The following is a 12,960-nucleotide window of genomic DNA, read 5'->3' as shown; positions in this document are numbered from 1 at the left end:
GCGCCCGGGGTGCCGGTGTTGGGGCCTGTGTCTCACTGCTGTTCGGGGACGGGGAGCGGGAGCGGCCGGGGGGCGGGGTGGGGCTCGGCGGTGTGGAGTTCGGCCGCCCGGGGGGTGCGGTGTCGGGACTGGAGGGTGAGGGCGGCCAGGACGCACAGGGCGACGGGGGCGGCGAGGGTGAGCAGGACGGTGGAGAGGGTCCAGCCGGCTCTGACCATCAGGCCGCCGAGGAGGCCGCACAGGACGGGGCCCAGTTTGCCCATGCTGCTCGCCCAGCTCATGCCGGTGGCGCGGGCGGAGGACGGGTAGGCGAGGGCGGTGATCGCCTGCAGGGTGGCGTTGGCGGCCGGGAGGCAGCAGCCCAGGACGAAGGCGGCGGCGAGCAGTGCGGTGAACTGCACGGCCCACAGGGCCGCCGCCAGGAGGGCGAGGGTGCTCATGGTCCACAGGGTGGTCAGGACCCGGAAGCGGTCGAGGCGTTTGAGGGCGAAGGACACCGAGAGCTGTCCGGCCAGGCCGCCCCATCCGAACAGGGCGACGGCCGCGCCGGCCTGTGCGGAGCTCAGGCCCGTGCGTTCGCCGAGCAGGGGCAGGTAGCTGAGGATCACGAAGACGACGCCGAGGCCGACGAAGAAGCACAGCCACAGCAGGAGGGTGGTGGCGGCCAGGCCCTTGGCCAGGAGGGTGCGCGGGGAGGGGCGTGCGGGGAGGGGGGTGGCGGGCCGGCCCGGGGCGGGGTGGGTGAGGTGGGTGAGGTCCTGGTGGGGGGCGACGGCGGCGAGGGCGCGGTGCACTGCTTCCGGGCGGCCCCGGGCGGCGAGGACGCTCACCGACTCGGGGACCAGGCGCAGGACGGCGGGCAGGAGCAGGAGCGGGGCCAGGCCGGCCACGGCCAGGAGGGTGCGCCAGCCGAACGCGGGGATCAGGAGTGCGGACAGGACGCCGCCGAGGGTGGTGCCGGCGGTGACGCCGGTGAAGGACAGGGCGACCATCTGGCTTCTGCGCCGGGCCGGTGTCCAGTCCGCGACCAGGGCCATCACGCCGGGCAGGACGGCTCCCAGTCCCAGGCAGGCCACGGTGCGCAGGGCGGCGAGGGTGGTGATGCTGTGGGTGAGTGCCATGGCGGCCGTGCCCAGGCCGAAGACGGCGATGCCGGTGACGGTGATGCCTTTGCGGCCGTGCCGGTCGGCGAGCGGGCCGGTGGCCACGCCGCCGGCGACCATCGCCACGATGCCCAGGGTCACGGTGGCGGTCACGGCGTCGATGCCGGTCCCCCAGTCCTTCTTGATCAGGGGGTAGACGAAGGCGGCGACGGTGGCGTCGAGGCCTTCGGCGATCATCATGAGCAGGCCCAGGGTCACGATGAGCCACTGCCGGCGGCTCATCGGGCCGCGGTCGATGAACTCCTGCGGGCTCAGCCGTGGCGAGGTGTCCGTGGTCATGAGCGGGCCCTTTCGCGCGCGTGGTCGTAGCCGTGGCCGTGGGTCGTTGGTGGCCGTTCGTGGCCGTGGCCGTTCGTGGTGGTGCGGGGTGTCCCGCGGCCCCGCCCGGGGCCGCCCGTACGGCGTGCCGGGGGCGGGCGGCGCCGGCCCCCGGCTGTGGGCCGGGGGCCGGGGCTGTCGTCGTCCGGCGGGGGCCGGCCCGGGGTGAGAAGGGGTGTCAGCCGGCGGCGGGGGCCGCTTCGGCGTCCGCGATGAGGTCGTCGAACTCGAGGTTGAACAGGGCGTGTTTGCCGCTGAGCCCGGAGATCAGCTTGACGAAGTCGACCTCGTTGGCGTTCTCCCGGCCGGGGTCGGTGATCTCCTGGGCCAGGCTCCAGTAGAAGCCCTTGCTCTTGGAGCGGTCGTAGAACTGCTCCACGAAGTAGCGGATGTCGCCGAAGAAGTCGCGGTAGGCGGTGGCGTAGCGGTCCAGTGCCTTCTCCTCGATCTCCGGGTGTTCGAGGATGGTGTCGACGATCTTCGACAGGGTGCTGCCGGCCATGGTCGCCAGGGCGACGCCGGTGGAGAAGAGCGGGTCGACGAAGGCGGCGGCGTCGCCGACCAGGACCCAGCCGTTGCCGTAGAAACGCTCGTTGGTGTAGGACCAGTCGCGGGCGGTGCGGTAGCCCGAGGTCTGGTGGGCGTCCTTGAGGAGTTCCTTGAGCTTGGTGGTCTGGGCGAGTTCGGAGGCGAAGAGGTCTTCCATGGAGGCGTCGGCGGCGCTGGCGGTGGCGGAGCGGGTCACGTAGCCGACGCTGAAGACGCCCTTGTCGATGGGGATGCCCCAGAACCAGCCGTCCTTGATGCCCTCGATGAGGATGTTGCTCCACTCGTCGCCGGGCAGGCGGTGGCAGCCGTCGAAGTACGTCCACACCGCGACGTTCTGCAACTGGTCGTGCCAGTTGATCTCGGAGTACCTGCGGCCGATGACGCGGGCCTGGCCGGAGGCGTCGATGACCAGGGACGCCCTGGCCTCCTGGACGCCGGGCAGGCCGCGCAGTGTGTAGGTGACGCCGACGACGCGGCCGTCCTGTTCGAGGGTGTCCTTGACGGTCGCTTCCTCGACGACGGTGACGCCGAGTTCGCGGGCCCGGTCCAGGATCATCGTGTCCAGGTCGGCGCGGCGTGTGTGGTAGGAGTACGGGATGCGGCCGCCGGTGGAGAACGAGAAGTTCCAGGGGATCTCGTTGTTTCCCCACACCAGTGTGCCGCCGTATTTGCGTTCGAATCCCCTGGCTTCCATGCGCTCGGTCAGGCCGAGTTCCTCCATGGGCAGCATGAATCCGGGGATGAGGGACTCCCCGACGTGATAGCGGGGAAAGCGTTCACGGTCGAGTACGAGAACGCGGCGCCCGCGCTGGGCGAGCAGCCCCGCGGTGGTCGCACCGGCGGGTCCGCCGCCGATGACGATGACGTCGAAATCGTCAGAAATCCCGAGCAGAGTGGACGACATACGAGACCTTCCCCAGTCGATGTGGCGGCGCTCGCGGGTCGCGTGAAGAGTTTCCGTGCGGAAGGTTCCGGTGGGGAGTTCTCTTCCGGCCGCCGAGCGCGTTCATGAACCAGGGTGCAGGGGGCGTCGGGGTGGTGTCACCGCCGATATTGCTCAGTTACCGCCCCGCTTTTTCTCGATTGCTCCTCCGTTGTTTCCCAGGGGTTTATCCGTTTTCCCCGGGCGGGAATTCCCGGCCGGCCTGCCTGCGGGCCCGGTTGGCCTCGCGGCTGACGGCCCAGGCGTCCGCGACCGGGCCCAGGTGGCCGAGCTTGTCGGGGTTGCTGACCGAGCGGATCGTCTGGATCCGTCCGTCCAGGACGTCGAGGGTCCAGGTGTTGAGGACCCTGCCGTCGCGGTCGCGGAAGATCGCGCCGGGCTGGCCGTTGACCTCGTGCGGCTCCATGGTGACGTCGACGCTCAGCAGCGGCGGGAAGTAGGAGGCGAGGAGGCGGGCGACGTTGTCGGCGCCGACGACGGCCTTCGCCAACTGCGGGGACTTGCCGCCGCCGTCCCCGACGATCTGCGCGTCGGCGGCGAGCAGGTCGCGCAGGCACGCGACGTCGCCGTCGCGGACGGCGTCGAAGAAGCGCCCGGCGAGGTGCTCGCGTTCCTGGCGGTCGGCCTCGAAGCGGGGCCGGCCCTCTTCCATGTGGCGCCGTGCGCGGACCACGAGCTGGCGGCAGGCGGCCTCGGAGCGGTCCAGGGCCGAGGCGATCTCGGGGAAGCCGAAGGAGAACACCTCCCGCAGGACGAACACCGCCCGCTCCAGCGGGGAGAGCCTCTCCAGCAGCAGCAGGGCCGCCATGGAGAGCGAGTCGGCCAGTTCCGCGGAGCGTGCCGGGTCCTCGTAGGGGTCGGCCAGCAGGGGCTCGGGCAGCCACTGGCCGACGTACACCTCGCGCCGTGCGCGGGCCGAGCGCAGCACGTCGATGGAGATGCGGGTGACGGTGGTCGACAGGAAGGCCTTGGTGGAGCGGGGCTGGGTCGGGGAGGCGGTGAAGCGCAGCCAGGACTCCTGGACCGCGTCCTCGGCCTCGCTGACGCTGCCCAGGATGCGGTAGGCGATCGAGAACAGCAGGGGCCGCAGTTCCTCGAACTCCTCGGTCCTGCTCATGCCGGCTCCTTCGGGAAGCCCTGGCGCCGCCGGGTGCGCGGCGCCCGCCCTGTCCGGCGCCGGCCGCCCCGGTGCTGTCTGCCGGGAGCGTAGCGGGTCGGCGGTGGTGCGGGAGCGGTGGTCGGGGTGCGGCATATCGGCCTTCTTGGCGGTGGTCGTCGCGGGGCTGGGCGGGGCGGGGTGTTCTGAGTCCGGGACGAGGCAGCCCGGCCGGCTGTGACACGGCCGGCCGGTGGCGGCGGGTCCCGCCGTCCCGGGTGCCGGGCGGGGCGCGGGTCACGGGGCGGAATCCGGGAGCGGGGGGCGGGCCGGTACGGCCGGCGGGGCGGGGGGTGCGCCCCAGCGGACCGTCTGGATGCGGCCGTCGAGGATGTCGAGGGTCAGGGCGCCCAGGACGGTGCCGTCCGTGCCGCGGAAGACCGCGCCGGGGCGGGAGCCGTGGGGCCGCGGCTCCATGGTGACGCCGACGGCGAGCAGTGCCGGGACGACGGCGGCCAGGACTCGGGCCACCGGTGCGGAGCCGGCGATCAGTCCGGGCCAGGGCCGTGCCCCGCCCACCGTGTCGCCCGCCTCGGCGACGGCGGCGGCCAGACGGCGGCAGACCGCCGGTGAGCAGCCCACCACCGACGCGGTCTGCGCGAGGGTGCGTCCGAAGACCTCCCGCAGGACGAAGAACGCGCGGGCGGGCGGGGGCAGCCGCTCCAGCAGCAGGGCGGCCGCCGCCGACGCCGACAGCGGCCCGGCCGGCTCTCCCAGGTCCTGGAAGGGGTCGGCGGGCGGGGGTGCGGGCGGGGGCGGCCCGGTGTGTTCCCCGTCCCGGACGGGGGCCGTGCGCGGCATGTCCGCCGCGATCCGGGTGACCAGGTCCGACAGGAAGGCCCGCGGCTCGGCGGGCACGGCGGGGGCGGCCTCGTAGCGCTGCCGGGCGGTGTGCACGGCGTCCCGGGCCCCGTCGAGGCTGCCCAGGATCCGGTAGGCGATCGCGAAGAGCAGGGGCCGTGCCTGCTCGAACTCCTCGGTCCTGCTCACGCGGTCCCCTCCTCGCCCGGCTGCCGGGTGTGTGCCCTCTCCCCCACCGGACGAGACAGCCCCCGCGGCGGTGACACGGCCCCGCGTCCGCCCGCGCGGGGGAGGCGGGCGGACGCGGGCGCCTGGTCCCGGGCGCTGTCAGCGGGCGTCACGTCCGCCGCGCCGCCCGGGGGCCGTGCGCTGTTCGTGCCGGGCGGCGTAGACCGCGAGGAAGGCGGCCAGCGCGCGCACCCCGCCGCCGGCCGGTCCCAGCGCGGTGAGCGGGACGCTCCGGCCCAGGGCCGCCGACAGCGCGCTGTGCTCGTGCAGTGCGGCGGCGGCCAGTTCGCCGTACGGGTGCTGCGCGCGGCCGGAACCGGAGCCGGAGCGGGTACGGGGATCGGGATGGGGGTGGGTCATGGAGAGGGCCTCGGCCCAGGCCCGGGACGTCAGGTCGGCGCGGTGGGTGCGCGGCTCGGGGGGCGGCGGTGGGGCGGGGCTCATCGGGGCTCTCCTTCGTGGATACCCCCGGCTTCAGCCGGGGGAGGAAACGAAGCTCCTGCGAAGCAGGGCAGGGAATGCCGGTTCGCCGTCAGGGCAGACCGGCGTCCACCGTCTACCGGCCGGCACCCGCCACTCACACGGGAGTTGATAGAACGTGAGGCATGGCGCGGCAGGTCAAGCGGGCGTTCAAGTACCGCTTTTACCCCACGGACGAGCAGGCGGCCGAGCTGTCGCGCACGTTCGGCTGCGTCCGCTTCGTCTACAACAAGGCGCTGGAAGAGCGCACACGGGCCTGGTACGGAGAGCAGCGCCGCATCTCCTACGTCCAGTCGTCGGCCGCGCTGACGGAGTGGAAGAAGACCGAGGAACTCGCCTTCCTGACGGAGGTGTCCTCGGTTCCGCTCCAGCAGGCGCTGCGCCACCTCCAGACGGCGTTCGGGAACTTCTTCGCCAAGCGCACGAAGTACCCGCGCTTCAAGTCCCGGAAGAAATCCCGCGCGTCGGCCGAGTACACCCGCTCCGCCTTCACGTGGCGCGAGGGCCGTCTGACGCTGGCCAAGACGGCCGGTCCGCTGGACATCCGCTGGTCGCGTCCCCTCCCGGAGGGCAGCGAGCCGACCACGGCGACCGTGTCCCGTGACCGTGCGGGCCGCTGGTTCGTGTCGCTGCTGTGCGACGACTGCATTACCCCGGCTCCGGATACGGAGAACGCGGTTGGCATCGACGCCGGCATCACCTCCCTCGTGACGCTGTCCACCGGGGAGAAAGTCGCCAACCCCAAGCATGAGAGGCGTGACCGCGCGCGGCTGGCCCGGGCGCAGCGTGAGTTGTCGCGCAAGGCGAAGGGCTCGGTGAACCGGGAGAAGGCCTGCCGCAGGGTCGCCCGCGTGCATGCGCGGATCGCCGACCGGCGCCGCGACTTCCTGCACAAGCTGTCGACTCGTCTCGTCCGTGAGAACCAAACGGTCGTGATCGAGGACCTCACCGTCCGTAACCTGCTGAAGAACCACACCCTGGCGCGCACCGTCTCGGACGCGTCGTGGACGGAACTCCGGTCGATGCTGGAGTACAAGTGCGCCTGGTACGGGCGCGAACTCGTCGTGATCGACCGCTGGTTCCCCAGCTCGAAGCTGTGCGGGGCCTGCGGCACGGTCGCGGCGAAAATGCCGCTGAACGTCCGCGCGTGGACGTGCGACTGCGGCGCCGTACATGACCGCGACATCAACGCGGCCTGCAACATCAAGGCGGCCGGGCTGGCCGTCTCGGCCTGTGGAGCCGGTGCAAGACCTCAAGGGAGTTCTCCTGGCGGGCAGTCGGCGTTGAAGCAGGAACCCCTACAGCGCGAGCCGTAGGAATCCCCCTCCTTCAGGAGGGGGAGGAAGTCAACGGCGTCTCCTTCCGTCTTCCTTCCGTCGGGTGCGCCGCTGTGCTCTTTTGCCACGGGCGGGTGTGCGGGGCGTGCCGTACGACGTCACGTCCCGTCGTACGGCGGCGTCTCACGCGTCCTGCGCGGGCGCGGCGGTGGGTGTCCTGCCCGGGGGGTCAGTGGCCGGGGTCGCCGTTGACGTGGCGCTGGACGAAGTCGTGGGCCCGGTCGCCGAACTGGGTGCCGAAGCGGAGGGAGCGTTCGGTGGTCTCGGGGAAGTGGGAGCCGGCCCAGACGCGGCTGCGGGCGCACTCCCGGGCGAAGTCGCTCCAGGTGGCGTAGTGCAGGTCGACGTCCTTCTCGGGGGTGGTCCCGGGTTCGGTCAGGGTGGAGCCGGCGGGGACGGTGTGGGTCCAGTCCAGGATGTCGTCGCCGAGGAAGCGCCGTGCGGCCTGGCCTTCGGCGGCGATCAGGGTCGTGGTGCCGCAGGGGTACTCGGGGCTGTCCCCCGGGGGCAGATAGCCGGCCCACTCGCTCGCGGGCAGGTCCTCGACCGTGCCCCTGCCGGGGCCGCCCCAGGCGGTGACCGGGCTGTCGCCGTGCACGTGCCGGATCGCGCTGAAGGGGCGGACGGCGTCGTGGGCGTGCTTGTGGTGCCAGGCGGCGATCAGCGCGTCGAGCTGGGCGACGGAGCTGGTGAACAGCAACTGGACCCAGCCGTCCAGGTCGAGGTCCGCGTCGTGGGCCAGGCCGGCGGCCTTCGTCGACTGCAGGACGCTGAGGTAGGTGTTGTCGAAGAACTCCGCGGCCGCCTTCTGCTCGTCGCCGAGCGCGGCCGAGGCGGCCAGGACCTCGTCGGCGCTGTGCCGGTAGGCGGGGGCGTCGGGGTGGCGGGTGTGCTCGGGCGGGGCCAGCTCGAAGCGGGCGGGGTCCCGGTAGGTGTAGGGGGTGGTCAGGCGCAGTTGCGGGGTGAGGAACTGCTGGACGGTGAAGGCGCCTTTGTCGCCGGGTCCGCCGCCGGCGCGGCGGCGGTGCGGGCGGGACGCGGGCTGCCAGCGGGCCGGGTCGGTCAGCTCGTGGGCGGTGTTGGCGGGCCGGTAGCCGGTGTAGTCCTCGAAGGGGTGGCCGTGGTGGGTGCGGCCCTGGTCGCCGAGGAAGTTCATGCCGTCGTGGGCGTGTGCGCGGACGGCGGCCGCTGCGGCGAGGGTGCCGATGCCGGCCGGGGTGGTGGGGTCGGGTGCGGTGTCGTCGGGGTCCAGGCCCAGCACGGTCATCATCTGGCGCATGACGTGTTCGCGTTCGGGATAGACGGCGTTGGCCACGTGGGAGGAGGCGTACAGGGCGGCGATGTTCTTGTTGCGGTTGGTGGCCCGTTCGGCGGCGGGACGGCGCTCGATGCGGGCGTGGACGCCGACGGCGGTGGGGTGGTAGGGCGCCAGGGCGTCGAAGCGCGCGGCCCACATGACGGCCTGGACCCAGACGATCAGGGACACGTCCTGGGGGGCGATGGCCTGCTGCTGCCCGGAGGAGTCGCCGGCGGCGGCGATCAGGTCCCGGTAGAAGTTGCCGCGGTCGAAGTCGAAGGCGAAGCCGGCGGGAGAGCGCGGGGGCGTCGTCATGGTGCGTCCTCATCCTTCTTGGGGCGGGGCAGGGGCGGCTGCGGCAGGGGTGCCGGGGGCGGGTGGCGGTGCGGGAAGGGCCGTACGGGAGGGGCCGTGCGGTGCCGGACGGGGTGGTGCCGGACGGCGGTGCGGGCCGGTGACGCCCGGTGTGGTGGCCGGGGATCACCGGCCCGCGGGCCTGCCGGAGGGGGCGGGTGGTGGAGGGTGGAGGTGTCAGGCCTGTGCGGCCTCGGGCTTCGTGGCGGGCCGGGCGGCCGGGGCGGCCTGGGGTGCGGGCAGCGGGCCGCTGCGCAGCATCAGGCCGGCGATGACCGCGCCGGCGACGAAGACGGCGGTGCACCACCAGAAGACGGTGGTGTAGCCGTGGATGGAGGCGAGGTGGACCTGGCGCGCGGTGGGGGTGGACTGGACGTGGTCCTCGAACCAGGTGCCGGTCGCGGTCGCGGCGATCGTGTTGAGCAGGGCGGTGCCGATGGCGCCGCCGAGCTGCTGGCCGGTGCTCACGCACGCGGAGGCGATGCCGGTGTCCTTGAGGGCCACTCCGGCGGTGCCGGTGCGCAGGGCCGCGCCGTAGATGAGGCCCAGGCCCAGGCCCACGGCGGTGACCGGGCCCATCAGGTGGGCGGCGTAGCCGGAGTCGAGGCCGATGCCGGTCAGCCAGGCCATGCCGGCCGCGCCCAGCAGCAGGCCGGTGGTGACCAGCGGGCGCGGTCCGTACTTCGGCATGAGTTTGACGGCGCTGACGTTGGCGCCGACCGCGGTGAACACGAGCATCGGCAGCAGGGCGATGCCGGACTCGATGGCCGAGTACCCGAGGTCGGTCTGCATGTAGTAGACGAGGAACAGCATCACGCCGAAGGTGCCGGTGCCCACGAACAGGGTGGTGAGGTAGGCGCCTGCGCGGTTGCGGTCCAGGACGACCCGGGGCGGCAGCAGCGGGTGGGAGGCGCGGGTCTGCCAGAAGGAGAACAGCAGCAGCAGTGCCGCGCCGGCAGCCAGGACGCCCCAGGTGGAGGGGGTGTGCCAGCTGTGCTCGGCGGCGTTGGAGAAGCCGTAGACCACGCAGAACATGCCGCCCGAGGCCAGCAGGACGCCGGGGATGTCCATCCGGGCGCCGGTCTTGGGCTGGCGCTCCAGCAGGAGCAGGCCGCCGACGAGGGCGAGGCCGGCGAACAGGAGGTTGATGTAGAGGCACCAGCGCCAGTTCAGGCCGGAGGTCAGTGCCCCGCCGAGGATGAGTCCCAGGCCGGTGCCGGCGGCGGCGACCGCGCTGAAGATGCCGAAGGCCTTGCCCTTCTCCTTCGGGTCGGTGAACGTCGTCGCCAGCAGGGCCAGTGCGGCCGGTGCCAGCATCGCGGCGAAGGCGCCCTGGAAGGCGCGGGCGGTGACCAGCATCCCGAAGCTGGTGGCGGCGCCGCCGACGGCGGAGGCGGCCGCGAAGCCGCTGAGGCCGATGAGGAAGGTCTGCTTGCGGCCGATCAGGTCGGACAGGCGTCCGCAGAACAGCAGGAGGCTGCCGAAGGGCAGCGCGTAGGCGGTGACGATCCACTGCCGGTCGGCGTCGGTGAAGTGCAGGGCCTGCTGTGCGGAGGGCAGGGCGAGGTTCACCACGGTCAGGTCGACACCGACCATGAGGTAGGCGGTGCAGATGACGGCGAGGATCAGCCACCGTCGCGGGTTGGCGGCGGCCGGCCCCGAGCTCGGCCCGGCCGCGGGTGCCGCGCTCTGTGTCTCCATGGTCTTCTCCCTTGTGGTGTCGCATGGTGCGGATGTCGGGCGTCACCCCCTTGGACGAGACGGGGCGGCCGGGCTGTGACACGCCCTCCGCGGGGGCGGCGCATCCGCTGCCCCCGGTGTCCGCCGGCGGGGGTTACGGGTGGGGGGTGCGGGTCTGCATCAGCCGGACGGGTTCGTAGGCCGCCGGGAGGCGGTAGTAGGAGCAGATCTCCAGGAACTCGCCCGTGGGCAGCCATTTGACGGCGAAGAGGTTCATGCGGTCGCCGGTGTAGGTGCGCGGGGCGGTGGCCGCGAAGCGGGCGAGGGGGGCTTCCACCGGGGCCGGGATCGCCGCCAGGTCCAGGCCGGGGCCCAGCGGCGGGGCGAACGCGACCCGGGCGATGTCGGGGCTGTCCCAGCCGAGGGTCACATTCGCGCGGAAGGCGGTGCGGGCGAACTCCAGCATCGGTCCGCTCGCGGCGGGCAGCCCGGTCTCGCGCAGCAGCGAGGCGAGGGCGGCGGGCGGGGGGCTGTTGTTCTCGGTGAACTGGAAGTAGAGGCTCACCGTGCGGCTGCGGTAGTCGATGCCTGTCATCGCGACCTCGTCCAGGCCGTGGCGGGCGAAGAGGCCGAGGTTGTGGGCGACGGCGGGCGGCATCGACGGCAGGGCCGCCAGCGCGGCGGGTTTCTGCAGGTCGCGGGGGAAGTGGGCGTAGATCTTCTTGAAGCCGGCGACGGCCGAGCAGTCGGTGAAGTGTTCGGTGATCTCCCAGCCCTGGGCGTGGATGTCGGCCAGGAGGGAGGCGACGGGGTGGTCCGTGGCGGCGGTCAGTCCGCTCGCCACCGCCCGGGCGTACGGGTCGCCGGTGTCGGGGGATATCGTGAAGCAGTAGTCGAGCTGTCCGGCATGGTGTTTCCCGGTCAGGACGCTGAAGACGACCATGGCGTTCTCGAAGGATCCCCCGAACGCGGTCAGGACCGGCCGGACTTTCTCCCGGGAGCAGGGTGCGCCCACCAGCCGGGCCGATTCCTCGATGGCCGCATACAGTTTTTCCGCCTCGGTGTCCGCGGACATCAAAACTCCAAGTGGTCGGCGCCGGCCGTCGATTCCCCGGAATCAGAGATCCGGGATTCCGGATCCGGGATTCCGGCATCTCTGATTCCGGGCATCTCTGATTCCGAATACCGGATCTCCGGTTCCTGATTTCCCGGTTTCCGGTTTCCGGTTTCTGATTCCCTCGGGAATCCCGTGCTCTGTCGCTGTCCGAACATAGCGCGGGACCCCTTGAGAACCGCTGGAAATCCGCTCAGGGCCGGGCGGGTACGGGGCAGGCCTTCTTTTTCTGGGGGGTGTCGGGGGGGTGTTATACGGCCGTGCTCACGGTGTCCGCCGTGTGCCCGGGTACGGCGGCCTCCCGCGGGCGGGCGGTGTCCGCGGGGCGGCCGATGATCCAGCTCAGCAGCGGGCCCGCCATCGCGGTGGTGACGATGGCCATGACGACCATCAGCGAGTACAGGTCCTTCCCCAGGAAGCCCAGTTGCAGGCCGACGTTGAGGACGATGAGCTCGGTCAGGCCGCGGGTGTTCATCAGCGTCGCGAGCGCGGCGGACTGCCGCAGCGGCATCCGGTTGAGGCGGGCCGCGGTGAACGCGCCGGTGAACTTGCCGCCGACGGCCACCAGCAGGATGAGCCCCAGCGTGCCCAGCGCTCCGGCGTCCAGATGGGACAGGTCGACCTGGAGACCGGCGACCAGGAAGAACACCGGCAGCAGCAGGGTGCCGCTCAGTTCGCCCAGCCGCTCGTGGACGTCGGCGCGCAGCCGCTCGCCGCCGGTGCGCGGCAGGATCACGCCGAAGAGGAACGCGCCGAAGATGTAGTGCAGGCCCACCCACTCGGTGGCGGCGGCCGACAGCAGCAGGCCCACCAGGACGGCCGCGAACACGGTCGGGGTCAGGGTGAGGGCGGGGCGGCGGGCCACGAAGCGGCGCAGCAGCGGCCGCAGGACGAAGAGCATGCCCAGCAGGTAGGGGACGGCGAGCAGGATGCGCCACTGGTCGGGGCCGGCCGAACCGCTGACGGCGACCACGCCGGCCAGCAGCGACCAGGCCAGGACGTCGTCGATGGAGGCGCAGGCCAGCGCCACCACGCCGAGCGGGGAGCGGGTCATGCCCCGGTCGGTGAGGATGCGGGCCAGCACCGGGAACGCGGTGATCGACATGGCGATGCCCATGAACAGCATGAACGCCGTCCGGTCGCCGGTGCCGTAGTCGTCCATCAGGTACAGCGCGAGCAGCGTGCCCAGGCCGAACGGCAGCAGGATGGAGCTGAAGGAGACGGTCGCGGCGAGGCTTCCGCTGCCGCGGATCATCGCGGCGTCCCACTCCAGGCCGACCAGGAACATGAAGGCCGCGACGCCGACCGCGGCCAGGGCGCCCAGCAGCGGCCGGATGCCGGCCGGGAAGAGCGCGTCGGAGAGCGCGCCGTGGAAGAGGGTCGGGCCCAGCGCGATGCCGGCGAGGACCTCGCCGATCACCGCGGGCTGGTTCAGCCGCCGGGCCAGCGCGCCCAGCAGGCGGGCCAGCAGCACGATGGCGGCCAGGCCCAGGAGGAGGGAGGAGGTCTGATGGGTGGTCATGGCGGTGGTCTCCGTAGG

Annotated in this window: 10 protein-coding genes; 1 reads left to right on the top strand and 9 read right to left on the bottom strand. The window is 72.5% G+C overall.

Going from position 1 to position 12,960, the window contains the following annotated elements:
* Positions 1-32: 32 nt before the first annotated feature.
* From OG223_RS53010 to OG223_RS52990, 5 genes are all read right to left on the bottom strand, one after another.
* Positions 33-1,442 carry an MFS transporter gene (locus OG223_RS53010; RefSeq protein ID WP_329240877.1) on the bottom strand — a complete coding sequence of 470 codons (1,410 nt, stop codon included), beginning with the start codon at positions 1,440-1,442 and terminating at the stop codon, positions 33-35.
* A 217-nt stretch (positions 1,443-1,659) separates the two neighbouring features.
* Positions 1,660-2,934, bottom strand: a complete 1,275-nt coding sequence (locus tag OG223_RS53005) for an NAD(P)/FAD-dependent oxidoreductase (protein WP_329240879.1) — start codon at positions 2,932-2,934, stop codon at positions 1,660-1,662.
* A gap of 205 nt (positions 2,935-3,139) precedes the next feature.
* A complete protein-coding gene (locus tag OG223_RS53000) occupies positions 3,140-4,090 on the bottom strand; it encodes an RNA polymerase sigma-70 factor (protein ID WP_329240882.1) in 951 nt (316 codons plus the stop codon).
* Between the two features lie 276 nt (positions 4,091-4,366).
* On the bottom strand, positions 4,367-5,119 hold the full coding sequence (locus tag OG223_RS52995; protein ID WP_329240884.1) for a sigma factor-like helix-turn-helix DNA-binding protein: 753 nt from the start codon (positions 5,117-5,119) through the stop codon (positions 4,367-4,369).
* 138 nt (positions 5,120-5,257) lie between these two features.
* Positions 5,258-5,602: a hypothetical protein gene (locus OG223_RS52990; RefSeq protein ID WP_329240888.1), complete on the bottom strand. Its 345-nt coding sequence runs from the start codon at positions 5,600-5,602 to the stop codon at positions 5,258-5,260.
* A 161-nt stretch (positions 5,603-5,763) separates the two neighbouring features.
* Between OG223_RS52990 and OG223_RS52985 the strand changes: the two genes are divergently transcribed.
* Positions 5,764-6,954 carry an RNA-guided endonuclease InsQ/TnpB family protein gene (locus tag OG223_RS52985; RefSeq protein ID WP_329240891.1) on the top strand — a complete coding sequence of 397 codons (1,191 nt, stop codon included), beginning with the start codon at positions 5,764-5,766 and terminating at the stop codon, positions 6,952-6,954.
* 190 nt (positions 6,955-7,144) lie between these two features.
* Here the strand turns inward: OG223_RS52985 and OG223_RS52980 are convergent, their stop codons facing one another.
* The 4 genes from OG223_RS52980 to OG223_RS52965 form a co-directional block, all read right to left on the bottom strand.
* Entirely contained in the window at positions 7,145-8,587 is a 1,443-nt protein-coding gene (locus OG223_RS52980) for a DUF6851 domain-containing protein (RefSeq protein WP_329240894.1), read from the bottom strand.
* Between the two features lie 216 nt (positions 8,588-8,803).
* The gene (locus OG223_RS52975) at positions 8,804-10,327 is read right to left on the bottom strand and encodes an MFS transporter (RefSeq protein WP_329240897.1); all 1,524 of its coding nucleotides are present in this window, start codon (positions 10,325-10,327) and stop codon (positions 8,804-8,806) included.
* Positions 10,328-10,460: 133 nt separating this feature from the next.
* Positions 10,461-11,381, bottom strand: coding sequence for an aromatic prenyltransferase (locus OG223_RS52970; RefSeq protein ID WP_329240900.1), 921 nt, complete (start codon positions 11,379-11,381; stop codon positions 10,461-10,463).
* A gap of 289 nt (positions 11,382-11,670) precedes the next feature.
* Positions 11,671-12,942 carry a cation:proton antiporter domain-containing protein gene (locus tag OG223_RS52965; protein WP_329240903.1) on the bottom strand — a complete coding sequence of 424 codons (1,272 nt, stop codon included), beginning with the start codon at positions 12,940-12,942 and terminating at the stop codon, positions 11,671-11,673.
* Positions 12,943-12,960: the final 18 nt, after the last annotated feature.

Source organism: Streptomyces sp. NBC_01478 (assembly GCF_036227225.1).
In the GTDB taxonomy this organism is placed as follows: domain Bacteria; phylum Actinomycetota; class Actinomycetes; order Streptomycetales; family Streptomycetaceae; genus Streptomyces.
The sequence above is the reverse complement of the archived record's forward strand: the minus strand, read 5'-3'. Positions and strand labels throughout refer to the sequence as shown.

Coding starts and splice junctions, on each gene's coding strand:
- OG223_RS53000 (WP_329240882.1), bottom strand. CDS start 4,090: ATGAGCAGGACCGAGGAGTTCGAGGAACTGCGGCCCCTGCTGTTCTCG.
- OG223_RS52980 (WP_329240894.1), bottom strand. CDS start 8,587: ATGACGACGCCCCCGCGCTCTCCCGCCGGCTTCGCCTTCGACTTCGAC.
- OG223_RS53005 (WP_329240879.1), bottom strand. CDS start 2,934: ATGTCGTCCACTCTGCTCGGGATTTCTGACGATTTCGACGTCATCGTC.
- OG223_RS52970 (WP_329240900.1), bottom strand. CDS start 11,381: ATGTCCGCGGACACCGAGGCGGAAAAACTGTATGCGGCCATCGAGGAA.
- OG223_RS52985 (WP_329240891.1), top strand. CDS start 5,764: ATGGCGCGGCAGGTCAAGCGGGCGTTCAAGTACCGCTTTTACCCCACG.
- OG223_RS52990 (WP_329240888.1), bottom strand. CDS start 5,602: ATGAGCCCCGCCCCACCGCCGCCCCCCGAGCCGCGCACCCACCGCGCC.
- OG223_RS52965 (WP_329240903.1), bottom strand. CDS start 12,942: ATGACCACCCATCAGACCTCCTCCCTCCTCCTGGGCCTGGCCGCCATC.
- OG223_RS53010 (WP_329240877.1), bottom strand. CDS start 1,442: ATGACCACGGACACCTCGCCACGGCTGAGCCCGCAGGAGTTCATCGAC.
- OG223_RS52975 (WP_329240897.1), bottom strand. CDS start 10,327: ATGGAGACACAGAGCGCGGCACCCGCGGCCGGGCCGAGCTCGGGGCCG.